We start from the raw sequence: 25,552 nt of genomic DNA on the forward strand, positions 1-25,552 counted from the left end.
GGTGGCTCAGCCTGATCCGGTGGCTCGACCGAGTCGGATCCGGTCACCGGACCGGTCGAACAACAACAGCCGGTCGAGATCCACCGCGAGCGTCATCGTGTCGCCCGGTCGGGGTCGGCCGGGCGCGGGCACCCGGACCACCACGTCGCCGTCGGTGACCGCGCTCACGCCGTCGGCCTCGGGTTCGTACACCGGGTAGAAGCCGTACTCGGTGCGGGCCGTGGCCGGCGGACCGGCCCGGCGGTGCTGCGGGACGATCCGGGCGATCGCCTGCCGCAGATGATGACCGGTCGGCGGATCCTCGGCCAGCAGCTCGGCCAGACGCACATCGGGATCGGGCAGGTCGAGACGTGTCTCCGCCCCGGACGTCGGCACACTGCCGGTGTCCACCCGGGCCAGCGACTCGTGGCCGAGGTTCTCCACGGAACGGACCGTGCCGCGCAACGTGGTCTGCGGCGGTACGGCGGACGTGACGACCGACAAGGCGTCGGCGCGCAGCGCCACCGTGACCCGCTCGGTGTGATGATCGGCCAGCCCGGCGAGCCGGGCGTCGTCCACCGGCAAGTCGAGCACCTGCGCGCCCAGGTCGACGACCAGCCGCTCCGGCTCGGCGTACACCGCGCCCTGCAACAGGCTGGTCCTCGGGTTGCCAAGGAAGGCCGCCACGAACACGTTCGCCGGATCACCGTAGACCTCCGCCGGCGGGCCGATCTGCTGCAGCCGGCCCCGACGCAGTACGGCGAGCCGGTCGGCCATGGTCAACGCCTCGGTCTGGTCGTGGGTGACGTACACGGTGGTGACGCCGAGCCGACGGGCCAGCGCGGTGACGTCGGCCCGCAGTTCCGCCCGCAGACCGGAATCCAAGTTGGACAACGGTTCGTCGAGCAGGAAGGCCTTCGGCTCCCGGACGATCGCCCGGGCCATCGCGACCCGCTGCCGCTGCCCCCCGGACAGCGCCGCCGGCAGGCGGTGCAGGTGCTCGACGATGCCGAGCTCGGTGGCGACCTGACGAATCCGTCGATTCACCGCCGGCCCGTGCCCCATCCGCAACGGGAACGCGATGTTCTGCGCCACGGTCAAATGCGGATACAGGGCGTAGTCCTGGAAGACCATCGCGACGCGGCGCTGCTGCGCGGACCGGCCGTCGACCACCTGCCCGTCGATACGCACATGCCCGGAGGTGGGCTCTTCGAGACCGGCCACCAGCCGGAGGATGGTCGACTTGCCGCACCCCGTCGGCCCCAGCAGGACCAGCAACTGGCCGGACTGGACCGTGATGTCGACCCGGTCCACGGCCACAGTGCCGTCATCGAAGACCTTGGTCAGCTCCTCGGTGGCGATAGCGACCATGCGATCACCTCCCGCCCCTATCGTCAGGGGCGAACAGGCATCGGCGCCAGTCCCTGTCGGCAGAAGGTGGACGACGGCCGTCGAGCGGTCAGCGCAGCTCCTCCGGCAGGTCGCCGAGGTTGCCGCCGATCAGCCCACCGCCAGCGGAACCAGCCGGCCGGGACGGCGGTGCCGGCGGCGGCTGCGGTGCCGGCGGCGGCTGCGGTGCCGGCGGGGGGTGATCGACGTGGCGGTCGAGCCATCCGTCGCCGTCGTCGTCGTAGTGGGTCTGGTCGAAGAAGCCGTCCCCGGTGGTGTCGTAGGAGGCCGATTCGACCAGGCCGTCGGCGTCGGTGTCGTGGCCGACGAAGTCGACCCGCCCGTCACCGTCGCGGTCGACCAGGATGTCGGCCCCGCCGTCGGCGCGGCCACGCACGATGTGCTGGTCCCAACGCCCGTCGCCGTCGGCGTCGACGCGGGTCCGGTAGCCCTCCGGCACCGGCGGCTCGGCCGGACCGAACCCATCTGCTGGCGGATCGGCCGGACCCGACCCACCCGCCGGCCACTCGGCCGGACCGAATCCGCTGGTCGGCACCGACGCCCGGCCCGACCAGGTCGCCGGACCCGGCTCGGTGCCGAACCCGCTGGTCGACGTCGGCGCGGCACCGAACGCCGTGTCGTCGGGCTGCCGCAGCATCGCGCCGATCTCGGCGCCGAACCCGCCGATGCCGCCACCCCCGCCCCCGCCGCCCCCGCCGGAGCCGCCGGTGGGCATAGGCCCCGCCGAGGAACCCATCCCGCTCACCGCTGGCGCCGCGCCGAAACCACTGGCGGCCTCCTGCTCCCCCGGGCCGCCCGCCGCCGGGCCCGGCCCCATGCCCTGCTCGGCCGGTGCCGAGCCCGAGGCGAATCCGCCCAGCCCGTCGAACCCGCCCAGCAGCCCGGTCACCGGACTGAGCAGACCAAAGGCGCTCGACTGGTTGGCCCGGGTCTCCACCGCGCTCGCGCCGGCACTGGTGGCACCCGACTGGGTCCGCAACAACTCGGCCTCGTCCGCGGTGAGCTGATATCCGGCGAGTACGGCGTCCGGGTCGGCCGCCAGCGTCGCGGCGAAGCCGGGATCGGTGAGCAGCCTTTCCAACACGGTGTCGAAGTCACTCATCGTTGAACCCCCTCATCGATGATGTCCGACCAGGGTATGCCAACGTCACCAGCTCGGCGGCGGGGCGAGTCAGGGCCGCTCAGTCGAGCTCCGGCATCGGCACCGGCTGCGGGCGCGGCCGGCAGGTCCCGCATTGCAGGGCGTCCTCCACGACCAGCCCTTCCGCCCGGCCCCGGCGCTCCGACCGGTGGACCTCCAGCAGGTACGGCCCGAACCGGGCGTGGTCCTCGCAGACCCCCCGGCCGCAGAACCGGCACCCGCCCCGGGCCGCCTTCGGGCAGAACCAACACAACACTTATATCTCCACTCGGGTCATCTGATCTCCGCGCCAGCGGCGGTCGCCCGACACGGGGCGACCGAGATCTTCGTTTCGATCGGCGAACTGGTCCTGCCCTGCCGGTCAGTGGCGATCACAGTGATCGCCAGTGATCCACCAGAGTTCGGCTCACCGGAGTAGTCGACCGGACCCACCGCACCGTAGTAGACCGGGCCGTCCGGGTTCATGCTGGTGCCGCCTTGGGCGAATCCGCTCCAGGAGAGCACCACGTTGACGCCGGGAGGATCCCCGGCGACCCGCACAGCGGCGCCGGCGGTCGTCGAATTCGGCCCGCCACACGGAGCACCGCCGGCGTCTTGTCCGATTTCCCCGCTGGGCTCGTTCACCCAGGAGATCACCAGAGGAGGCGGGGGCGTGGTCGGCGGCGCGGTCGTCGGCGGCGGGGGCGTGGTCGGCGGCGCGGTCGTCGGCGGCGGGGGTGTGGTCGGCGGCGCGGTCGTGGTCGACGGCCGAGGCGACGGCGACGGCGACGGCGACGGCGACGTACTCGGCGACGGGTCCGGCGCGGGCGGCGCGGTGGTCGGGCCGGGCACCGGCGGTGGGCTCGGGCTGAGCCCCGGCGTCGGCACCGGCTGGCTGGTGGCGGAGAGATCCGGCGACGGACTCTGCACCGTCGGCGCCTCCGGGGTCGGGGTACCGGCGGCAGGTGGCTCGCTGGCCGTCCCGCCCGGCGGGTCGATCACCGCGCCGTCGCCACAGCCGAGCCGCTCACCGGTGGCCTGCTGGGTCACCCCGTTGCGGCGTACCTCACCGATCGCGACCCGGACCTGCCCGGAGTTGACCGCGAACCAGGCCTCACCCCGGTTCGCCATCTCCTCGCCCCGGCTGGTCACGGTGAACGCCAGCGGCCGGAACGCGGCCGAGGTGCTGGCGGTGTCGGCGAGAACGCGCCCCCGGTCCAGGGTCAGTTCCGCGTTCGGTGCGACGGGCCGCGTACCAGTGCTCCACAACGCCCCGACCTCGGCCCGGACGCCCGCGCAGAGCACGGTGGCCGCGCCGCCGCGGAAAATCAACTCGCCGGTCGACCGATCGGCCACCTCGACGCGGTGGCCGGCACCGACGTACATCGCCGCCCCGTCGCGCAGCGTGACCGGTTCGCCGCCGGTCACCACCCGGACCGTGCCGCGCTCGACGCGCAGCAACGCCCGGTCGGCGGGCATCTCCGCCCAGGCCGGACCGGGCAACAGGTTCGTCCCGGTGATCAGCAACGCGAACAGCAGCAGGAGCAGGACCAGCCACCACAACCGGCGTTCGAACCGCCCGTCCACCTGGTCGTCACCGCCACGCGGCGGCGGTCCCGGCGGTGCCGCCAGCGGTGGATAGTCACCGGCCGGATGCACCCCGCTGGCCGGGGCGGCACCCTGGATCGCCGCCGCCGACGCCTCGGCGACTTGGGCCGGTGCCGCGCCGAGCAGCATCGGCAGGCCCGCCACCGCCGGCAACTGCCACAACCGGACCGGGGTACGGGTCACCGCCACCGCCTCCGGGGGTTCGGCACCCACCGGACCGATCATCGTGCCGCGACGCAGCTCGGTGCCGTCGGCGAGGGCGATCACCCCCGACTCCACCACGACGGCGTCATGCGGGCCGAGGAGCCGGACCGGGGCACCGGGCGGCAACCCGACCGGCCGGGCCCGGGACACCAGCCCGAGACGGTCCTCCCCGGTGAGTCCGGACAACGCCGGGGTCTCGGCGAACAGCGCCTCGGCGGCGGTCCGCTCCGCCGGCGGCGGTCCGGGCAACGGACCGATCACGCCAGCCACGACGGACGGCGGCAAGGCGAGCAACGTGGTACCGGCCGTATGCCAGCTCAACGCCGCCGGCCGGCCGGTGAGCACGCTCGCCAACCCGACCAGGCCACCCGGCCCGAGCCGCTCCCGGACGGTTCCGGCCAGGTCACCCAGGGCCCGGCCCTCCACCGCGCCGTCGACCACGACGAACACCGCCGGCTGCGCGGCACCGGCGGCGACGAGCTGTTCCCCGGTACGGGGATGCACCCAACGGGCCCGGGACGCCAACCGGCCCAACGCCTCCGGCGGCAGGACCCGCAGCGCGCTGGACCGCAACGCGTCGAGCCGGCGTGGGGTGTCCGAGGCGTGCCGGCGTTCGGCCCACCTGACCCGTAGCCGCCGGTAGCGCCGGGCCAGCCAGCCGACGGCCAGGTAGACCAGTGGCGCGGCCAGACCAGCGACCACCGCGACCAGCAGCATCCGGGCCGGCCAGCCGGACCGCCACAGCCCGGTGACCAGGCCGGCGACCCGGTCGGTCCAGATCCGCCAGAAAAGGTTGACCGCGATGACCAGCCAGAGGATGGCCAACATCCCGTAGAGCGCGACCAGCCGGCCCTCCCGGTCCAGCTCCGCCCAGCGCGGCCCACGGCGACGCAGCCGGCCGGTGACGAACGCCAGCCCACGGGCCCGCAGGTTGGGGATCTCCAACCAGTCCATCAGCAGGTAGTAGCCGTCCAACGCCAAAAACGGGTTGAGGTTGAACAGGGCGTTGAGATACCAGGCGAAGGCGAGCTTGAACGTCCACGGCGCCGCCGCCGGAAAGAGGAATCCGACGATACCGGCGATACCGGCCAGGACCAGCCCGGCGGCGGGCCCGGACGCGGTGGTCACCAGCCGGGAGCGGCGGTCGGCCATCCACACGTCGGTGGTGTCCACGAAGACCGACGGGATGCCGAAGTAGATCAGGAAACCGGCGGCCGGGACCCGCCGGCCGGCGTGTTTGGTGGCCAGCGCGTGGCCGAGTTCGTGGCAGGCCAACGCCAGCACGTTCAACCCGAGCAGAACGGCGGCACCGGCGACGTACGACCCGCCGGTGAGAAAGACCGACTGGTCGCCACGCCACCAGGTCCAGCAGAACAGTCCGAAACCGAACACCGCGAGTACGCCGAGCACGATCGCCGCCGCCCGGGTGAACAGCAGCCGCCCGCCGCCCCGGTAGAGCGCGCCGACCAGCGGGTCGACGTTGGCCAGTACGGTACGGCGGCCCTGCGCGGCGGCCAGCAGTGTCCGGCCGGCCCGGACCGGCCAGGGCCGGCGGTGCACCCGGTCCAGCGGCCGGAAGGCGTCCACCGGCAGCTCGGCGAGCATCCGGTTGCCGGCCAGGTCGGCGACGACCCGGGTCACCTGGTCCGGGGCGAGTCGGCCGGCGATCCGGGCGAACTCGGCGACCAGCCGGGCCACCGTACGGGTGCCGTCCATCAGCTGGGCGAGCCGCCACTCATCCGGCGTCAGCCGCAGGTAGCGGGCACCGCCCCGGTCGTCCGGGGACTTGAGCATGACGTACGGCACGTCGCGGACCGAGACAAGTTCGACGTACTCGATGCCGGAGCGCAGCACCGGGCGGGCCCGGGCAGGGTTGAGCCGTTCGACCACGGCCGCCCACAGTCCGGGGTCGGCCGGTGCGACCGGTTGCCCCGGCGCCCGTCCGGCCAGGGCCTCCCACACGCTCATCCGGGTCTCGACGACCGTCACTGCCTGCTCCTCCGCGACTGTTCGCGGCTGCAGGTTAGACCGGAACGCCACTCGTACGCGACTGCGGGACCGCTATCGGACAGCATGTCCCGTGGAAATAGTCTCGTCGATCGACTACGCCGGGGTCAGTCACTCATCCTTTCGGTCAGCGTACGCGCCCGGAACACCTGCACCCGCCTGGCCGTACGCACCACATAGGATCGCAACAGGGTAGGCATCCGGAGACGGACGGTGACGGTCACCCGGGAACCCGTGGCCGCCGGACTGGTAGCCGCCGGACCGGTGTGGTGCGGTGCCACCGTCATCACGAAGCGGACCGAGACCCACGCGGGACTGCGTACCTCCAGCACCAGTTCCCGGCCCGGCACGGTGGCGGTCTGCCGGACCCGCAGCACGTTGTCGTACCGCAGCGGACCGGCGATGGTGAACCGTTCGACCGCGACGTAGCGCAGCACCGCCCGGCCGGCGTCGTCGGTCTCCGCCACGACGTCGCGGACCGCGACGATCAACGGCGACAGGCCGATGTGGTTGGTCGGCTCGGCCAGGTGCGCGTACACCCGTTCGGGCGGCGCCGCGACGGTGAACTCGTCGGTGAAGGTCTCCGTCCGCACGGCGCCGAACGTAGCGAGCGGCGAGCGGCGTGACCAACCGTTACCTTTCAGTGTGCTTGAGCAAGCACACGGTTGGTAGTCCCGCCTTGCGGTGGGACGGTCCCGGTCTGACCGGCGGGTGCCGTGCCGGGTTCACGCTTCTCGGCCACCTGCCCGCGTACGCGGGTCTTCTGGTCGGCTCCACGTGCTGCCACCAGGCCACTCCCGGCGGTGGTGTCGAACACAGCCGCGAGCGCGGCCAGGTTACGGGCGGCGTTGCGGTCCCGGTCGATGACCAGACCACACGCCGCACACTGGTACTCACGCTCGGACAGGGCCAGCTTGGCTTTCACCGTGCCGCAGGCCGAGCAGGTTTTCGAGGACGGGTACCAGCGGTCGGCCGCCAGCAGCCAGCCGCCGTTCCATCCGGTCTTGTACGCCAGCTGGCGGCGGATCTGCGCGAATCCGGCGTCGGCGATGTGCCGGGCCAGCCTGCGGTTGGCCAGCATCCCGGCCACGTTGAGGTCTTCCACCACGACCGTGCCGTACGTCGTGGCGAGCCGGGTGGTGAGCTTGTGCAGGCCGTCACGGCGCAGGTTGGCGACGCGGGCGTGAGCGCGGCCGAGCCGGCGCGCGGCCCGTTCCCACCGCTTCGACGGACGTCGCCCGTTACGCCGATCCGGACCGGTCTTCCGCGACAGCGCCCGGCCGAGCGTGCGCATCCGCCGCCGCGCGGCGAGCAGGTGCCGTGGGTTGTCGACCAGCTCGCCGGTGGACAACACCGCGAGGTGCGTGATCCCGACGTCGACACCGACCACCGAGTCCGGCCGGGCCGGGCCGCGTGCGGCGCGTTCGACCTCGACGGTGAACGATACATGCCAGCGGCCGCCGTCACGGCGCACTGTTGCGGACATGACCCGGGCGGTGCCGTTGTCCAGACGGCGGGCGAGTTTGCGGGCCGACTCGTGCAGCTTCAACCGGCCCAGACGCGGAAGCACCACATGTTTGCGGTCCGGCTCGACGCGGATCGCGCCGGTGGTGAACCGCACGCTCGGGACGCTGCGGCGGCGGGACCTGAACCGGGGGAAGCCGACCGGGCGGCCGGTCCGCACGCCGTTGCGGGAGTCGGCCCAGTTCTTCAAGCCACGGGCGAGCGCGTCGAGGCCGGTGTTGAACGCCTCCTTCGAGCACTCCCGCCACCACGGCGCCACGTCGTTCTTCACGGCGTTCCACGCCTTGCGCAGCGCGGGCAACGACCACGACCCTGCCGGGGTGAGCCGATCCTCGGGCACACCGTACGAACGCTCGGCAGCCCGCTGGTCCATCACCGCCTTCACCCGAGCCAGGGCCCAGTTGTGCGCCACCCGCGCCGCCCCGGCGTGCCCGAGCACCGCGCGTTCCTGACCCGGGGTGAGGTCCAGAGCAAACCGGTACGCCTGAATCGTCTTCACACCGGGTCCCCGGTCGCGGCCTCGACCGCCCGGCGGACCCGGTCCACGGCAGCACGACCGCCGTACAGCCGGGCACACAACGACGTCAGGATCTCCGTCACATCACCGACCAGATCGTCATCGACCCCGGCCGGATCGACCACGAGCAGACGCCGGCCCTGCGCGGCCAACGCGGCCTCGACACACTCGGCACCGAAACGCGCGAACCGGTCCCGGTGCTCGACCACGATCGTGGACACCGACGGGTCGCGCAGCAGGGCCAGGAACTTCTCACGATGCCCGTCCAACGCCGAGCCGACCTCGGCCACCACCCGGTCCACACCGAGCTTGCGCCCGGTGGCCCACACCGCCACCCGCGCGACCTGCCGGTCCAGATCCGCCTTCCGATCGGCCGACGACACCCGCGCGTACACCACGGTCTGCCCGGTAGCGGCCGGCGTACCAGTGACCGGCTCCCCGACCATGATCAGACGGCCGATCCGATAGGTGGGAACGGGCAGCGTCCCGGACTCGTAACGCCGACGTGCCGTCGCGTACGAGATTCCGGTGACCGCTGCCCATTCCTTCAAATTCAAGATGCGAACTATAGCCGACTAATGAGCACTAGTGAAGACCGAAAGCCAACAGTTGTCAGCCCCTTTGGTCACACCACCCGCCGCTCTCTGTGAGGGGAGGAAGGCTGTCTGGCGTGTGCGCCGTCGACGGCGCTCGCGCTACGGGGCTTCGGCGAGCGTGGCGGTGGTCGTCCGTTCCTGGTCGTCGCGCAGGTAGGTGATCTCCACTTCCTCACCGACCGTGCCGGCCTGGACGGCGGCGACCAGATCGTCGGCGTCGGTGATCGCGGTGTCACCGACCCGGGTGACCACGTCACCACGGGTCAGACCAGCCTGGTCCGCCGGGCTGTCGGGCTCGACCGCCCCGATGACCGCGCCACCGTCCTCGCCGCCGGTCACGTTCACCCCGAGGTACGGATGGACGACCTCCTCACCGGCCATCAGCGTCTCGGCGACTTCCTTGGCCCGGTTGCTGGGGATGGCGAAGCCGACCCCGATGTTGCCCTCACCCTGGCCCGAGGTGGCGATGGCGGTGTTGATGCCGATCACCTCACCGTTGGTGTTGACCAGCGCGCCACCGGAGTTGCCCGGGTTGATCGGGGCGTCGGTCTGCAGCAGCCCGGACATCGAGGTCACCTGGCCGCCACCGCCACCGAACGGGTTCTGCTGCTGACTGCCGCCGACCTGGATGGTGCGGTTCTGGGCGCTGATGATCCCGGCCGTCACCGAACCCTGCAGCCCGAGCGGGCTGCCCAGGGCGAGCACGGTGTCGCCGACGAGCATCGCGCTGCTGTCGCCGAAGGTGGCCGGGGACAGTCCGTCGACCCCTTCCACCTTGACCACGGCCAGGTCGGTACGCGCGTCGGTGCCGATCACCGAGCCCTGGGCGGTGCTGCCGTCGGCGAAGACGACACTGACCGCGCCGCCCTGTGCCGACTCGATCACGTGGTTGTTGGTGAGGATGAAGCCGTCGGTGTTGAGCACGACGCCGGATCCCTCACTCGAACCGGTGGAGATCGACACCACGCTGTCCTGCACGGCCTCGGCGATCCCGGCGAGCGACGACCGGTCGACCACCGGCGCGGCGCTGCCGCTGCCGCCGCTGGTCTGTACGGCCGGCGTGGCACCGTCGTCGAACACGGCGACGACCGCTCCGCCGACGGCCCCGGAGCCGAGCATCAACGCGAGCACCACGGCGCCACCGATCACCGTACGGGCGACCCGGCCGCCCCGGCGTTGGCCGGCGGCTTCGGCCGCCGCGCCCGGCGGTGGAGCCCAGGTGACGCCGGGCTGGCCGTAGCCGCGTCCGGGGTAGCTCTGGCCGGGGTAGCCATGTCCGGCGTACGGCTGGCCGGGGTAGCCCTGGCTCGTACTCCACTGGCCGCCGTACGGGACCTGTGCCTGGCCCGGCGTGTACTGGCCGGCAGCCGGGCGGGCAGGTGCGTACGGACCGGACGACGGCGCACCGGCTGCCTGGTGCGCCGACGCGGGCACCCCGGTGGTCGGCCCATTGGTCGGCCCAGCGGTCGGCGCGCCCGAGGCGGGAATTCCGGCGCTCGGCGCGCCCGGTGATGGTGGCGCTGCCGGCTGTGGCCTCGACTCAGCCGGCCCGGCGGCCTCAGGCCGGGACCCGCCGGCGCGCCCAGGCCCGGCGGCGTCCGCCCCTGGCGGGGCCGGTGGGCCGGCGTACGGCTGGTTGGTCGGTGTCCAGTCCGTGGTGCCGCGCGCGGCGGTCGCGGCCGGCCGGTCCTGCGGTACGCCCATCGGGCGCTGGCCCTGCGGCTCACGCGCCGGGCTTTGGCTCTGGCTCGGGCCCGGCGCGGACGATGACGGCGGCGACTGCCATGGGCTCGCCGACGGTTGAGCAGTGCCCGCCGGCTCCGCCTGCGGTGTGGACTCGTGCTCGCTCATGACCTCAGCTTGCCCTCCGGCTCTTTGATCCGCCTGGTTCCCCGCTGAGGTTTCGCTGAAAATCATGATTCGTCGCCGTCGATCAGTCCGGCGGCGGCGAGCGGTAGGCGGACCCGGAACGTCGCCCCCTCGCCGGGGCTGCTCTCTACCTCGACCATGCCCTGATGGGCGGCGACCAGGGCGGCGACGATCGCCAACCCGAGGCCGGTCCCGGCCGGGCGCTCGGCGCTGCGGGTCCGGGCGGCGTCGGCCCGATAGAACCGCTCGAAGACCCGTTCGGCCTGCTCGGTGGTGAGCCCCGGTCCGTCGTCGACGATCTCGATCACCGCGAAGCCGGGCAGGTCGGCCCGCAGCCGGAGGGTCACCACCGCCTCCGGTGGGGTGTGGTTGACGGCGTTGGCCATCAGGTTGCCGATCACCTGCCGCAGCCGGGCGTCGTCGCCGAGCACGACCAGCGTTCCGGCTCCCGGGGCGATGTCCAGCTCGATCCGCCGCTGCGGGTCGACCGCCCGCGCGGCCTGCACCGCGTCGCCGGCCAGCACCGGCAACTCCACCGGGCCCAGGTCGAGCGGGCGCTCCCGGTCCAGTCGGGCCAGCAGCAGCAGATCCTCCACCAGCAGACCCATCCGGGCGGCCTCGTCCTCGATTCGGCGGACCAGCCGGGACGCTTCCTGGGGAGAGGCCGCGACCGCGCCCTGACGGTAGAGTTCGGCGAAGCCCCGGATGGTGGTCAGCGGCGTCCGCAGTTCGTGCGAGGCGTCGGCGACGAACTGCCGCATTCGTTCCTCCGAGCGGCGGGCCCGGGCCTCGGAGTACTGCGCGGCGACCGCGGCTTCGCGGGCGGCGATCTCGGCGCGCCGGGCCGCCCATTCCGAGGTCGCCCGGGCGGTGAACGCCGCCTCGATCTGGCTGAGCATCGCGTTGAGGGTCCGGGACAGCCGGCCGAGTTCGGTCTGCGGCACATGTGCCCCGGGTTCCGGGTCCGGGACCCGGCGGCTGAGATCGCCGGCGGCGATCGCCGATGCTGTCTGTTCGATCTCCACCAGCGGTTTCAGGTTGGTCCGGACGATCGCCGCGCCAGCCAGCGCGAGCAGCACCAGGACTCCGCAGCCGACCATGATGTCGATCCAGACCAGCCGGCTGACCGCCCGGTCCACATCGGCCAGGCTCTGCCCGACGGCGATCATCTGACCGTTGGGCAACGCCGCGTAGAGCATCCGCCAGCGGGGCACGCCGTCACGGGCGTGCACGGTGAACGGCCCGCCCTGCAGTGCGACGAATCCCTCCCGGTCCGTCGGCCACCGGGGCAGGTCGCTACTTGGTAGCCGTTCCGCGTCGTACAGCGGGGTCTTCACCGCGCCCTGATCGTCGGTGAGGATGACCAGATAGTCGGTGGGCAGCGAGACGGTGACCCGCACCTGCTGTTGCTGCAGCTGCTGCTGCGTCGGCAGATCCTGCACCTGACCGACGAAGACACCGAGGTCGGAGTCGATCTGGTCGATCAGGTAGCTACGCAGGAACACCGCGCTGCTCACGCTGATCACCAGCAACGCGGTGAGCACCATCGTGAGCACGGCCGCGACGAGCTTGACCCGCAGCGGTACGCCGCGTAGCCAGCCCATCATCGGCGGCAGCCGGTTCACGCCGCCGGTTTGCGCAGGACGTACCCGACCCCGCGGAGGGTGTGGATGAGGCGGGGCTGGGTGGTGTCGACCTTGCGCCGCAGATAGGAGATGTAGGACTCGACGATGTTGTCGTCGCCCCGGAAGTCGTAGTTCCACACGTGGTCGAGGATCTGCGCCTTGCTCAGCACCCGGTTGGCGTTGAGCATCAGGTATCGCAGCAGCTTGAACTCGGTCGGTGACAGCTGCACCCGGTTGCCGGCCCGGTAGACCTCGTGGGTCTCCTCGTCGAGTTCCAGGTCGGCGAAGGTGAGCCGGGAGGTGACCGGGTCGCCGCTGCTGGTGCGCCGCAGCACCGCCCGGATCCGGGCGGTGAGTTCCTCCAGTGAGAAGGGTTTGGTGACGTAGTCGTCGCCGCCCAGGGTCAGGCCGCGGATCTTGTCGTCGGTGGCGTCGCGGGCGGTGAGGAAGACCACCGGGGTACGGGTGCCCGCCTCCCGCATCAGCCGGATCACCTCGAAGCCGTCCAGGTCCGGCAACATGACGTCGAGGACCACCAAGTCGGGCCGCCGATCGCGGGCGGCGCTCAGGGCCGCGCTGCCGCTGGTGGCGGTCGTGACGTCGAATCCGGCGAAACGCAGACTGGCGGACAGGAGTTCGAGGATGTTGGGATCGTCCTCGACGACGAGTAGCTTCGCCTCGGTCTGCGGTGCGGCCATGAGCGCATCTTCCCCGGTCGGGCTGGGCCGCGCCTGTAGGTCGGCTGACAATAAGCTGAAAGCGGACTCGGTGCGACGTGTCCGTGGCGGGCCAGCGCCAGGTCAGGCCTCCGGCCTCAGCGGGCCAGGTCGAGCGCCGCCCGTACCGGCTCCGACGCCGGATCCGCCAGGCGGGCCGGATCCGCCAGCCGGGCCAGGGCTCGGCGGTACGGCACCCGGGACGGCGATCGTGGTGCCGGCGACAGCGGTGCCCCGCAGTCCACCCGTACCACCAGGTCACGCAGGCCGATGATCCGACGCGCGGACGGCCACAGCGCCTCCTCGCCGATGAACGCCGCCGCGCCGGTCGGCGTGACATCTGTCGGCGTGGCACCGGTCGGTCTGGCACCGGCGACGCCGCGCTCGGCCGGGCGACCGACCTGGAAGTGGTAGGTCAGGGTGAGGGGCACCACCGGGGCCCCGGCGTCCACGGCCGCCTGGAACATCGCCGGCCGGAACGGTGCCGGGCGCGGCGCACCCGAGCGGCACCGGCCGCCCAGCGGCACCTGGCCCGCCGTACCGCAGGTCGTCGTGCCCTGGGGGAAGACGGCGACCAGGTCACCGGCGCGCAGCGCGTCGGCGACGTCGGCGACCGTCCGCGGCAGCGCCCTCGGCCGGTCCCGGTCGATGAACATCGTTCCACCGGCACGGGCCAACGCCCCGATCAACGGCCAGCGGCCGACCTCGTGCTTGGCCAGCATCCGGGCGGGCGCGACCGCCAGGATCGCCAGCGTGTCCAGCCAGGAGACGTGGTTGGCGGTGAGCAACGCCGGTCGGTCCAACGGGCGGCCGGCGCGGACCAGCCGTACGCCGAGCGCGTGCAACAGCCGGCGTGCCCACCAGCCGCCGACGACCGGGCGCAGCCGACGGGCGAGCAGCGGAAGCAGCACCAGCAGACCGGCGCCGGCCAGGAGCAGGATCAGCGCCCCGGTCAGCCGGGCCGCGCGACGCAGCCGGCCGGCCCGGGGCAGGGCGTCGGGTAGTGGCAGGCAATCGGTGTCGCAGCCGGACCGGGGCCGCCACAGGGTACCCGGTACGCCGGCCACGCTGGTCCGGCCGGTCCCGTCGGTCCGGCCGGTCGGGCTGGTCCGGCCGGTGCCGTTGGTTCCGTTGGTCCGGCCGAGGGCGCCGAGCCGGACGGTCGCAGTGGTCATCGGGACGTCTCCAGGAAGTGTCGCAGGTAGCGGGGATCCATCCGGTCCAGCGACAGCAGGACGTAGAAGTCGGCCGTCGCGAACTCGGGGTCGTAGGCCGGTTCGCCGCAGACCCAGCCGCCCAAGCGCAAGTAGCCGCGCAGCAGCGGCGGCATCGCCGTCCGACCTGCGGGCGCGGCGACGGTCGCGGAGTCGAGCTCGGCGAGCCACGGGCGGCGGGGCCGCAGCCGCAACAACGGTGGGGCCAGGTGGTCGGTGCGGACCTGCTGCCAGACCGCCAGCGCGGTCGCGCCGCCGTCGTGCAGTGGTACCGACGCGCAGCCGCCGAGCCAGCGCAGGCCGCGCTGACGCAGGTAGCGGGCGATGCCGGTCCAGATCAGGTTGATCACCGCGCCGGTCCGGTGGTCCGGGTGCACGCAGGACCGGCCGGCCTCCACCAGATGCTCGTCGAGCAGCCGCAGCGGACGGGTGTCGAACTCGGCGTCGGCGTAGCGCCGGCCCAGTCGGGCGACCCGGGCCGGTGGCAGCAGCCGGTAGGTGCCGACCACCGCGCCGCTGAGCTCGTGGCGCACGATCAGGTGGTCGCAGTGGTCGTCGAACTCGTCGACGTCACGGTTCGGGTCACCGCCGGTCAGGCGGGCGCCGAGCTCTCCGGCGAACACCTGGTGCCGCAGCCGTTGCGCGGCGGCGACCTGATCGGCGTCCTCGGCGAGCGACACGGTGTATCCGCTGGTCCGGCTCGGTGCGGCAGCGGTCAGTAACACGGCCATGGATTGTGTGTAAGGGGCGTCGGAACCGGCGACGTGTCGGCCACGGATGGCACCGATGTCGATCGGGTGAACGGCGGTGGCGGCCGGCTGCGAGGATGGTCCGGTGATCATCCCCGCCCGGTTCAACGGGCCGCCCGGCTCCGCCAACGGCGGCTACGCGGCCGGCCTGTTCGCTCAGGCTCTGCTCGGTGCCGCGGCGACCGAGGTGGTCGCCGACCGGCCGGTACGGGTGACCCTGCGGCGGCCGCCGCCGCTGGACGTGGAGCTGTCCCTCGTTCCCGTCGACGGCGAGGCGCTGCGGGTCCACGCGCCAGCGGGGTCGGACCCGGTAGGGGAGCTGATCGCCGAGGTCGAGGCGACCGGGCCGGGCGGCTCGGCACCGGTGGCGCCGGTGAGCGTCGCCGAGGCCGAGTCGGCCGGTACGGCGTACCCCGGCTTCGTCGACCACCCGTTTCCCGGCTGCTACGTCTGCGGCCCACGGCGCGCGGACGGCCTGCGGATCTTTCCCGGCCCGGTGGCCGACGGGCGCAGCGCCGCGTCGTTCGTGATGCCGGACGACCCGACCGTGGCGACCGTGTGGGCGGCGTTGGACTGCCCCGGCGGCTGGACGGTGCTCGCAGTCGGCCGGCCGTACGTGCTGGGGCGGATCACCGCGACTGTGGCCGCGCTGCCGACCCCAGGACAACCGTACGTAGTTGTCGGGTCTCTGATCGCGACCAGCGGGCGCAAGGCCGAGGTCCGCACCGCCCTCTACGGTCCAGCGGACGAGCTGCTCGGAGCCGCCGAGGCGACCTGGATCGCGGTGCCCCCGCCGACCCAAGGCGAGCCGGTTTGACCTCACGGCCAGTTACCGTGACGCTGTTCGGCGGCGCGCGCACAAGCGTCATGACGGAAGGAGCCACATGTCGGATGGACGCATCGTCGTCTCCGGGCTGACCAAGCAATACCGCAACGTGCGGGCGGTCGACGACCTGTCCTTCACCGTGGAGCCGGGGCGGGTGACCGGATTTCTCGGACCGAACGGGGCCGGCAAGACCACCACGCTACGGATGATGCTCAATCTCGTCACGCCGACCAGCGGCGGCGCCACCATCGGCGGTCAACGGTACGTCGACCTGGCCGATCCGCTGCGGCACGTCGGTGCCGTCCTGGAGGCGTCCAGCGCGCACAAGGGCCGGACCGGGATCCACCATCTGCGGGTGATCTGCGCCGCCGCCGGGTTGCCACTGCGCCGCGCCGAGGAGACGCTCAGCCTGGTCGGGTTGACGCCGGCCGCGAAGCGCAAGTTCAAGGGCTACTCGCTCGGTATGCGTCAGCGGCTGGGGATCGCGGCGGCGATGCTCGGCGACCCGAAGGTGCTGATCCTGGACGAACCGGCCAACGGCCTGGACCCGGAGGGCATCCGCTGGATGCGGGACCTGCTCAAGTCCTTCGCCGGACAGGGCCGTACCGTGCTGGTCTCCAGTCACCTGCTGGGCGAGATGCAGTTGCTCGCCGACGACGTGGTGATCATCGCCGCCGGCAGGCTGGTCCGGCACGGCCCGGTGGCCGAGGTGATGGATTCGATGTCGGGCACCCCGACCGTACGGGTCCGCACGCCGCAGGCGGAGCGGTTGACGCCGGCGCTGACCGAGGCGGGTGCCACGGTGCGACCCGCACCCGACGGCGCGCTCCTGGTGTCCGGAGTGGACGCCCCCACGGTAGGGCGCACCGCCCTGGCGCAGGGCGTCGAACTGCACGAACTCAGCACCGAGCGCCCCGACCTGGAACGGGTGTTCCTCGATCTGACCAGCGCGAAGGCGGCCATCCGATGAACCTGGTACGCAGCGAGCTACTCAAGATCACCACCACCAGCACCTGGTGGGTCTTCGGCCTGATCTACCTGCCGTTGTGGGCGGTCACCCTGCTGGTCAACTACGTGCAGACCAGTGTGCTGTCCGACCCGGGGCGGTTCGGCCCGACGACGCCGGAGAACGACGAGGTGCTCAGCGTGGTCAGTGAGGCGCCGGCACTGGCAGCCAACCTCTACACCAACGGCCAGTTCTTCGGGCTGCTGGTCGTGATGCTGCTCGGCGTGATCGTGGTGACCAACGAGTACTTCCACCAGACCGCGACCACGACCTTCCTGACCAGCCCGCGACGCACCGAGGTGGTGCTGGCGAAGCTGGCCGCCGCGTCGCTGCTCGGCTTCGTCTTCTGGCTGATCACCACGGTGCTCAACCTGATCGCCGGCGCGCTGGTGCTGGCCACGTTCGACATCGGTACGCAGTTCGGCTCGGCCGTGGTCTGGGAGGCGGTCGGGCTCAACGGCCTGGCCTACCTGCTGTGGGCGATCTTCGGGGTCGGCTTCGGGGTGCTGATCCGCAGTCAGCTCGGGGCCACCGTCTCGGCGATCCTGCTCTACCTGGGCGGCTACCTCGGCACGGCGATCATCCTGGCCACACTGGCGTCCCGGTTCGGTGACTGGGTCAGCGATCTGCAGTGGTTGGTGCCCTCGATCGCGTCCCAGTTGATGGTCGCCGGCACCGATCTGCCGGACAGCCCGCCCCGGTGGACCGGCGCGCTGATCCTGATCGGCTACGCGCTGTTGACCGGGTTCGTCGGTACGGTGATCACCCGACGGCGCGACATCTCCTGACCGGGTCCCCGTCCGGCAGACCGACGCGGGCGCGGCATGCGTCGGACAGGGCCGGACGGGTGGGCCGGTGTGGGTGGGGCCACTGGGATCGGCGTTGTGAAAAGTGACACGGGGCGCGTGCGACAATGCCGGCCATCGGTGCACGGCGTAGCCTGGAAGCCGTCTTCCACCAGTGCCCCGATCCTGGCGGGCGTACCCGCGTGACAACCCACCGCGTGAAAGAGGCGATTACCGGCCGTGTCGACCCAGCAGACTTCGCAGGACAACCCGCTGGCGGGTTTCGGCCCGAACGAGTGGATCGTCGATGAGATGTACCAGAAGTACCTCGCCGATCCCGGAAGCGTCGACCCGGCCTGGCACGACTTCTTCGCCGACTACCGGCCCGAACAGGCCGCCACCGCGCCCGAGGCGACCGCCTCGGTGACGCCGACCGAGGCGACCGCGGAAGCGGGCGCGTCCGGCGCGACGCGCGCCGGGACCGACGCGCCGGCCGCACCGACCTCGGCACAGCAGCCGGCGGCGGCCGGCGCGGCCGACGCCACCCCGGCCGGCGGGAGTGTGACCCGCAGCACCCCGACCCGCGCCACGGCGGGCGGTTCGGCCGCGGAGAGCACCCCGGGCAAGAAGGCCACGGCCGGGACAGCGGCGGTGACGAAGTCGGCCGCCGGCCCCACGGCGCCAGCCGCCGGCAAGAGCACCGAGCCGGCGACCAAGAGCACCGCGAAGGCAGCGGCGACCGCCCCGGCACCGGCCACCAAGGCCACGGCGAAGACGGCCGACCGGGCGGGCGCGAAGACCACGCCGGCCAAGACCGGCGGCACCTCGACCGGTGTTGACGCCGGGGGCACCCGGCAGGTCACGTTGCGGGGCGTCGCCGCCCGGATCGTGCAGAACATGGACGCGTCGCTGGCGGTGCCGACCGCGACCAGTGTGCGCGCCGTTCCGGCGAAGCTGCTGGTAGACAACCGCATCGTGATCAACAACCACCTGGCCCGGGGTCGCGGGGGCAAGGTCAGCTTCACCCATCTGATCGGGTACGCCATGGTCCGCGCGCTGGCCGAGCGCCCGGAGATGAACAACTCGTTCGCCGAGGTCGACGGCAAGCCCACGGTGGTGCAGCCGGAGCACGTCAACCTCGGCATAGCGATCGACCTGGCCAAGCCGGACGGCTCGCGTACCCTGGTCGTTCCGTCGATCAAGGCCTGCGAGCAGATGGACTTCCGGCAGTTCTGGCAGGCCTACGAGGACGTGGTCCGTCGGGCCCGGCGCAACGAACTCACCATGGAGGACTACGGCGGGACGACCATCTCGCTGACCAACCCGGGCGGGATCGGGACGGTGCACTCCCAGCCCCGGCTGATGGTCGGGCAGGGCACCATCATCGGCGTCGGCGCGATGGAATACCCGGCCCCGTACGCCGGGATGTCCGAAGCCACCCTCGCCGACCTCGCCGTCAGCAAGATCATCACGCTGACCAGCACCTACGACCACCGGATCATCCAGGGTGCGCAGTCCGGCGAGTTCCTCAAGGTGATGCACGAGCTGATCCTCGGCGAGCACGGCTTCTACGACCAGATCTTCACCGCGCTGCGGATCCCGTACGAGCCGGTGCGGTGGATGCGCGACGTCGCGGTCAGCTCCGAAGGGCAGATCAACAAGACCGCCCGGGTCAACGAACTCATCCACGCCTACCGGGTGCGCGGGCACCTGATGGCCGACACCGACCCGCTCGAATTCAAGATCCGCAAGCACCCGGACCTCGACGTACTGCAGCACGGCCTGACCCTGTGGGACCTGGACCGCACCTTCCCGGTCGACGGCTTCGCCGGACAACAGCGGATGAAGCTGCGCAGCATCCTCGGGGTGCTGCGGGACTCGTACTGCCGCCGGGTCGGCGTCGAATACATGCACATCCAGGATCCCGAGGAACGGCGCTGGATCCAGGAACGGGTCGAGCGCGGCTACGAGAAGCCCTCGGCCGACGAACAGAAACACATCCTCAACCGGCTCAACGCCGCCGAGGCGTTCGAGACGTTCCTGCAGACCAAGTACGTCGGGCAGAAGCGGTTCTCGCTCGAAGGCGGCGAGTCGCTGATCCCGCTGCTCGACGAGGTCCTGCAGTCATCGGCCCGGGCCAACCTCGACGAGGTCGTCATCGGGATGGCCCACCGGGGTCGGCTCAACGTGTTGGCGAACATCGTCGGCAAGCCGTACGAGAAGATCTTCTCGGAGTTCGAAGGGCATCTGGATCCCAAGTCGACCCAGGGCTCCGGCGACGTCAAGTACCACCTCGGTCAGGTCGGCAAGTTCACCACCCCGGACGGCGAGCACGGCATCACCGTCTCGGTGACCGCCAACCCGTCGCACCTGGAGGCGGTCGACCCGGTGCTCGAGGGCATCGTCCGGGCCAAGCAGGACCGGATCGACCTCAAACTGGAGGGCTACACCGTGCTGCCACTGCTGGTGCACGGTGACGCCGCCTTCGCCGGTCAGGGCGTGGTGGCCGAGACGCTCAACCTGTCGCAGCTGCGCGGCTACCGTACCGGCGGGTCGGTGCACGTGGTCGTCAACAACCAGGTCGGCTTCACCACCGCACCCGAGCACAGCCGGTCCTCGCTCTACTCGACCGACGTCGCCCGGATGATCCAGGCACCGATCTTCCACGTCAACGGCGACGACCCGGAGGCCGTGGTCCGGGTGGCCCGGCTGGCCTTCGAATACCGCCAGGCGTTCAACAAGGACGTCGTGATCGACCTGGTCTGCTACCGCCGGCGGGGCCACAACGAGGGCGACGACCCGTCGATGACCAACCCGCTGATGTACGCGATCATCGACTCCAAGCGCAGCGTGCGCAAGCTCTACACCGAGGAGCTCATCGGCCGGGGCGACATCACCGTCAGCGACGCCGAGGAACTGCTTCGCGACTATCAGGCCCAGCTGGAGCAGGTCTTCAAGGCCACCCGTGACGCGGCGGCGTCGGCCACCAGTCGGCTGCCCAGCCGACAGCCCGAACCGGAGCCGGAGGTGGCCACCGCCGTCACCGCCGCCGCCGTCGCGGCGGTCGGTGAGGCCCACGTCAACCTCCCCGAGGGCTTCACCCCGCACCGCCGCATCCAGCAGCTGCTGGAACGGCGGGCCAAGATGGCCGTCTCCGGCGACATCGACTGGGGCTTCGGCGAGATCATCGCCTTCGGCACCCTGCTCGCCGACGGGGTGACCGTCCGGCTCGCCGGCCAGGACTCCCGGCGTGGCACGTTCGTGCAACGGCACGCCTCGGTGGTCGACGCCCACACCGGCCGGGACTACCTCCCGCTGTCCAACCTGATCAGCGACGACGCGCGGTTCTTCGTGCACGACTCGCTGCTCAGCGAGTACGCCGCGATGGGCTTCGAGTACGGCTACTCGGTGGAGAACCCGGAAGCGCTGGTGCTCTGGGAGGCGCAGTTCGGCGACTTCGTCAACGGCGCGCAGTCGATCGTCGACGAGTTCGTCTCCTCCGGCGAGGTCAAGTGGGGGCAGCGTTCCGCGCTGACCCTGCTGCTGCCGCACGGCCACGAAGGGCAGGGCCCGGACCACACCTCCGGGCGGCCCGAGCGCTACCTGCAGCTGTGCGCCGAGGACAACATGCGCATCGCCATCCCCACCACCCCGGCCAGCTACTTCCACCTGCTGCGGCGTCAGGCCCTGTCGCCCAAACGCAAGCCGTTGGTCGTGTTCACGCCGAAGTCGCTGCTGCGACACAAGCTCTGTGTGTCCAGCGTGGAGGAATTCACCACCGGGACCTTCCAGCCGGTGCTGACCGACCCGGTGGCCGCCGCCCGGCCCGAATCGATCAAGCGGGTGCTGCTCTGCTCCGGCAAGATCTACTACGACCTGGTGCAGGCCCGGACCGAGCGGCACGCGGTGACCGGCGGCAACGGCCAGGTCGACACCGACACCGCCATCATCCGCATGGAGCAGCTCTATCCGCTGCCGGTCGACCAGATCCGGGCCGCGCTGGCGGCGTACCCACAGGCGGAGGACTTCGCCTGGGTCCAGGAGGAGCCGGCCAACCAGGGCGCGTGGTCGTTCGTCGCGCTCAACCTGCTGGAGCACCTCGACGGCGTACCGCTGCGGCGAATCTCGCGGCCCTCGGCCGCCGCGCCAGCGGTCGGCTCCACCCGGCTGCACGACGTCGAGCAGGCCACGTTGATCGACGCGGCGTTGCCGCGCCGCTGATCGGGAGCGGGACATGTACTTCACCGACCGGGGCATCGAAGAGCTCGCCGACCGACGCGGCGAGGAAGAGGTCTCGATCGTCTGGCTGGCCGAGCGGCTGCGTGACTTCGTCGACCTGCACCCGGAGTTCGAGACCCCGGTCGAGCGCTTCGCGACCTGGTTGGCCCGCCTCGACGACGAAGACGACGAGTAGGAAGAACCACGGCGCTAGGAAGAACCACGGCGCCTGCCGCTGGTCGCCCCGGGCCGGGACCAAGGTCACCAGACCGGCACGGCCGCCGCCTTGTAGTTTGGGGCGGTGGCGCGAAGTGTCTACCTGGCCGGTCTCGGCCCCGGTGGTGGCAAGTCCACCGTCGCGCTCGGCCTGGCCGAGCTGTTGTCCCGGCGGGTGGAACGGATCGGGGTGTTCCGGCCGCTGGTCGCCGGGGACCGTCCCGACCCGACGCTGCACCTGCTCAGCGAGCGGTACCGGATCGAGCTGCCGCAGGAACAGCTCTACGGGGCCACCTACGCCGAGGCGGCCGGGCTGGTCGCCGACGGGCGGCGGGAGGAGCTGATCTCCCGGATCGTCGGGCGTTACCGCGAGCTGGAACGGCAGTGCCCGGCCACGCTGGTCATCGGCAGCGACTTCGACGACGCCGCCGACAACGGCGGACTCCCCCGTGAGCTGGCGTTCAACGCCCGGCTGGCCACCGAGTTCGGCAGCGTGGTGGTGGCGATCGTCGACGGCATGCGCCGGGACGCAGGTGAGGTCGCCGGGGCGGTCCGCTCGGCGTACCACTCGCTGACCGAACTCGGCGCGACCGTGCTGGCCGTGATCGTCAACCGGGTGACCGCGCCGGGCGTGCCGCCGGCGCTGCCGGTACCGGTCTACGCGATCGAAGAGATCCCGGCGGTGTCGGCGCCGACCGTCGCGGAGGTCGCCGAGGCCCTCGACGCGGCCGTGCTGGCCGGTGACGAGACCGCGCTCAACCGCGACGTGCTCGGCTTCGTGGTCGGCGCGGCACACGTACCGGTCCTGCTGGACCATCTCACCGACGGCGCCCTGGTGATCACCCCCGGCGATCGGGCGGATCTGCTGGTCGCGGTCAGCGCCGCGCACGCCGCCGGGCTGGTCTCGCTGGCCGGCGTGGCGTTGACGCTCGGGGAGAAACCGGACCCCCGCGCCATGCGCCTCGTCGAACGGCTCGGCACCAACCTGGCCGTGCTGCGCGCCCCGGCGGACAGCTTCCACGCCGTCGCCGCCGCCGGCCGGATCTCCGGCCGGCCCAGCCCCGCCAACCCCCGCAAGGTCGAGGCCGCGCTCGGCGCATTCGAATCCAGCGTGGACACCGCCGAGCTGGCCCGCCGGCTGGACGTCACCCGATCGGCCCGGGTGACGCCGATGATGTTCGAGTACGAGCTGATCGACCGGGCCCGGGCCGACCGCCGCCGACTGGTGCTGCCGGAAGGCACCGACGAACGGATCCTGCGGGCCACCGAGATCCTGCTCCGGCGCGGCGTCGCCGACCTCACCCTGCTCGGCGACGTCGACGACATCGCCCGGCGGGCCCGCGAACTCGGCGTACAGATCGACGGCGCGCGGCTGATCGACCCGGCCACCAGTCCGTGGCGCGACGACTTCGCCGCCACGTACGCCCGGCTGCGCCGACACAAGGGCGTCACCCTCGACCTGGCGCACGACGTGATCGGCGACGTCAACTACTTCGGCACTCTCATGGTGCACGCCGGGCATGTCGACGGCATGGTTTCCGGAGCCACCCACACCACGGCGGCCACAATCCGACCGGCGTTCGAGATCATCAAGGCGGTGCCGGATGTGTCGGTCGCCTCCAGCGTCTTCTTCATGTTGCTCGCCGACCGGGTCCTGGTCTACGGCGACTGTGCGGTCAACCCCGACCCGGACGCCGAGCAGCTCGCCGACATCGCGGTCAGTTCCGCGCAGACCGCCGCCCGGTTCGGCATCGAACCCCGGGTGGCGATGTTGTCCTACTCCACCGGCACCTCCGGCAGCGGCGACGACGTCCGCAAGGTGGCGACCGCGACCGAGCTGGTCCGCAAACGTCGCCCCGATCTGCTGGTCGAAGGCCCGATCCAGTACGACGCGGCGATCGACCCGAGCGTGGCGGCGACCAAACTGCCGGGCAGCGACGTCGCCGGCCGGGCCACCGTCTTCGTCTTCCCCGATCTCAACACCGGCAACAACACCTACAAGGCGGTGCAGCGCTCGGCCGGCGCGGTGGCCGTCGGCCCCGTCATGCAGGGTCTGCGCCGCCCGGTCAACGACCTGTCCCGAGGAGCCACCGTGCCCGACATCGTCAACACCGTGGCGATCACCGCGATCCAGGCCGCCGCCGACCCGGCCGGTGATCAGCCCGCCGGTGACCGGGCCGTGGGCGACCGAGCCGCCGCCGACCGCACCGCCGGTGACCGGTGATCGCCCGCGTCCTGGTCCTCAACTGCGGCTCCTCGTCGCTGAAGTACCAGCTGTTCGACGGTGACCAGGTCGTCGACAAGGGGATCGTGGAACGGATCGGCGAACCGGGGGGCGGGCCGGCCGACCACGCCGACGCGCTGCGGACGATGGCCGACCGCGTCGACCTGTCCGATCTCAGCGGCGTCGGGCACCGGGTCGTGCACGGCGGGGTGCGGTTCGCCGAACCGACGCTGATCACCGACGAGGTGGTCGACGAGATCGAACGGCTGGTGCCACTCGCCCCGCTGCACAATCCGGCCAATCTGACCGGTATCGCGCAGGCCCGCCGGCTGCTGCCGACCGTGCCGCAGGTGGCGGTCTTCGACACCGCGTTCCACCGCACCCTGCCGCCGGAGCAGGCCAGCTACGCCATCGACACCGACACCGCCGAGCGGTACGGCATCCGCCGGTACGGATTCCACGGCACCTCGCACGCGTACGTGTCCCGCCGTACCGCCGCCCTGCTCGGCCGGGACCCGACCGAGGTCGACGTGATCACCCTGCACCTGGGCAACGGGGCCAGCGCCTGCGCGGTCGCCGGCGGGCGCAGCGTCGCCACCTCGATGGGCCTGTCACCGCTCGAAGGGCTGGTGATGGGCACCCGCAGCGGCGACCTCGATCCGGCGGTCGTGTTCCACCTGGAGCGGGTGGCCGGTTGGTCCACGACCGAGGTGGACCGGCTGCTCAACCAACGCAGCGGGCTACGCGGTCTGTGCGGGGCCGGCGACATGCGAGAGGTGCTGCGCCGCCGCGACGACGGTGACCCGGCGGCACGGCTCGCCGTCGACATCTACTGTGCCCGGATCCGGTTCTACGTCGGCGGCTACCTCGCGTTGCTCGGCCGGCTCGACGCGGTCGCCTTCACCGCCGGGGTCGGCGAGAACGCCCCCGCCGTACGGGCCGGCGCGCTGGCCGGACTCGACGGACTCGGCATCGCGGTCGACCCGGACCGCAACGCCGGCCGTGGCGAGCGGATGATCTCCCCGGCGGGGTCGCCGGTCCAGGTGTGGGTGGTCCCGACCGACGAGGAGTACGAGATAGCCCGGCAGACCCGGACGGTGTTGGCCGGCTGAGAACGCCGACCGCCGGTCAGGCCAGCG

19 protein-coding genes are annotated in these 25,552 nt (G+C 71.9%); 7 read left to right on the forward strand and 12 right to left on the reverse strand.

What is annotated here, in order from left to right; genetic code table 11:
* Nucleotides 1-6: 6 nt before the first annotated feature.
* The 12 genes from O7632_RS26400 to O7632_RS26455 form a co-directional block, all read right to left on the reverse strand.
* Nucleotides 7-1,350, reverse strand: coding sequence for an ABC transporter ATP-binding protein (locus O7632_RS26400; RefSeq protein ID WP_278118139.1), 1,344 nt, complete (start codon nt 1,348-1,350; stop codon nt 7-9).
* An 88-nt stretch (nt 1,351-1,438) separates the two neighbouring features.
* A complete protein-coding gene (locus O7632_RS26405; protein WP_278118140.1) occupies nt 1,439-2,491 on the reverse strand; it encodes a hypothetical protein in 1,053 nt (350 codons plus the stop codon).
* A 79-nt stretch (nt 2,492-2,570) separates the two neighbouring features.
* Complete coding sequence (locus tag O7632_RS26410; protein ID WP_123605212.1) at nt 2,571-2,786, reverse strand: hypothetical protein; 216 nt, start codon at nt 2,784-2,786, stop codon at nt 2,571-2,573.
* Nucleotides 2,787-2,803: 17 nt separating this feature from the next.
* Complete coding sequence (locus O7632_RS26415) at nt 2,804-6,310, reverse strand: cyclic nucleotide-binding protein (RefSeq protein ID WP_278118144.1); 3,507 nt, start codon at nt 6,308-6,310, stop codon at nt 2,804-2,806.
* A 125-nt stretch (nt 6,311-6,435) separates the two neighbouring features.
* Nucleotides 6,436-6,921: an SRPBCC family protein gene (locus O7632_RS26420; protein WP_278118146.1), complete on the reverse strand. Its 486-nt coding sequence runs from the start codon at nt 6,919-6,921 to the stop codon at nt 6,436-6,438.
* 47 nt (nt 6,922-6,968) lie between these two features.
* Nucleotides 6,969-8,351, reverse strand: coding sequence for an IS607 family element RNA-guided endonuclease TnpB (gene tnpB, locus O7632_RS26425; protein ID WP_278118148.1), 1,383 nt, complete (start codon nt 8,349-8,351; stop codon nt 6,969-6,971).
* Complete coding sequence (locus O7632_RS26430; protein WP_278118150.1) at nt 8,348-8,926, reverse strand: IS607 family transposase; 579 nt, start codon at nt 8,924-8,926, stop codon at nt 8,348-8,350. Before O7632_RS26430 ends, tnpB begins: the two co-directional genes overlap by 4 nt.
* A gap of 138 nt (nt 8,927-9,064) precedes the next feature.
* Nucleotides 9,065-10,816 carry a trypsin-like peptidase domain-containing protein gene (locus tag O7632_RS26435; protein ID WP_278118152.1) on the reverse strand — a complete coding sequence of 584 codons (1,752 nt, stop codon included), beginning with the start codon at nt 10,814-10,816 and terminating at the stop codon, nt 9,065-9,067.
* Between the two features lie 62 nt (nt 10,817-10,878).
* On the reverse strand, nt 10,879-12,441 hold the full coding sequence (locus O7632_RS26440; protein WP_278120417.1) for a HAMP domain-containing sensor histidine kinase: 1,563 nt from the start codon (nt 12,439-12,441) through the stop codon (nt 10,879-10,881).
* 14 nt (nt 12,442-12,455) lie between these two features.
* On the reverse strand, nt 12,456-13,157 hold the full coding sequence (locus tag O7632_RS26445; RefSeq protein ID WP_278118154.1) for a response regulator transcription factor: 702 nt from the start codon (nt 13,155-13,157) through the stop codon (nt 12,456-12,458).
* A gap of 116 nt (nt 13,158-13,273) precedes the next feature.
* The gene (locus O7632_RS26450; protein ID WP_278118156.1) at nt 13,274-14,350 is read right to left on the reverse strand and encodes a lysophospholipid acyltransferase family protein; all 1,077 of its coding nucleotides are present in this window, start codon (nt 14,348-14,350) and stop codon (nt 13,274-13,276) included.
* Entirely contained in the window at nt 14,347-15,120 is a 774-nt protein-coding gene (locus tag O7632_RS26455) for a GNAT family N-acyltransferase (protein ID WP_278118158.1), read from the reverse strand. Before O7632_RS26455 ends, O7632_RS26450 begins: the two co-directional genes overlap by 4 nt.
* A gap of 103 nt (nt 15,121-15,223) precedes the next feature.
* Between O7632_RS26455 and O7632_RS26460 the strand changes: the two genes are divergently transcribed.
* From O7632_RS26460 to O7632_RS26490, 7 genes are all read left to right on the forward strand, one after another.
* Entirely contained in the window at nt 15,224-15,955 is a 732-nt protein-coding gene (locus O7632_RS26460) for a hypothetical protein (protein ID WP_278118160.1), read from the forward strand.
* A gap of 67 nt (nt 15,956-16,022) precedes the next feature.
* Nucleotides 16,023-16,934 carry an ABC transporter ATP-binding protein gene (locus O7632_RS26465; RefSeq protein ID WP_278118162.1) on the forward strand — a complete coding sequence of 304 codons (912 nt, stop codon included), beginning with the start codon at nt 16,023-16,025 and terminating at the stop codon, nt 16,932-16,934.
* Nucleotides 16,931-17,758: an ABC transporter permease subunit gene (locus tag O7632_RS26470; RefSeq protein WP_278118164.1), complete on the forward strand. Its 828-nt coding sequence runs from the start codon at nt 16,931-16,933 to the stop codon at nt 17,756-17,758. The genes O7632_RS26465 and O7632_RS26470 overlap by 4 nt, the downstream gene beginning before the upstream one ends.
* Before the next feature lie 237 nt (nt 17,759-17,995).
* Nucleotides 17,996-21,976: a multifunctional oxoglutarate decarboxylase/oxoglutarate dehydrogenase thiamine pyrophosphate-binding subunit/dihydrolipoyllysine-residue succinyltransferase subunit gene (locus tag O7632_RS26475; protein WP_278118166.1), complete on the forward strand. Its 3,981-nt coding sequence runs from the start codon at nt 17,996-17,998 to the stop codon at nt 21,974-21,976.
* 13 nt (nt 21,977-21,989) lie between these two features.
* Nucleotides 21,990-22,169: a DUF6104 family protein gene (locus O7632_RS26480; RefSeq protein WP_278118168.1), complete on the forward strand. Its 180-nt coding sequence runs from the start codon at nt 21,990-21,992 to the stop codon at nt 22,167-22,169.
* A 105-nt stretch (nt 22,170-22,274) separates the two neighbouring features.
* A complete protein-coding gene (pta, locus tag O7632_RS26485; protein ID WP_278118169.1) occupies nt 22,275-24,413 on the forward strand; it encodes a phosphate acetyltransferase in 2,139 nt (712 codons plus the stop codon).
* Complete coding sequence (locus O7632_RS26490) at nt 24,413-25,525, forward strand: acetate kinase (RefSeq protein WP_278120419.1); 1,113 nt, start codon at nt 24,413-24,415, stop codon at nt 25,523-25,525. Before pta ends, O7632_RS26490 begins: the two co-directional genes overlap by 1 nt.
* The last annotated feature ends 27 nt before the right edge of the window (nt 25,526-25,552 follow it).

It is taken from the genome of Solwaraspora sp. WMMD406, from assembly GCF_029626025.1.
GTDB lineage: Bacteria > Actinomycetota > Actinomycetes > Mycobacteriales > Micromonosporaceae > Micromonospora_E.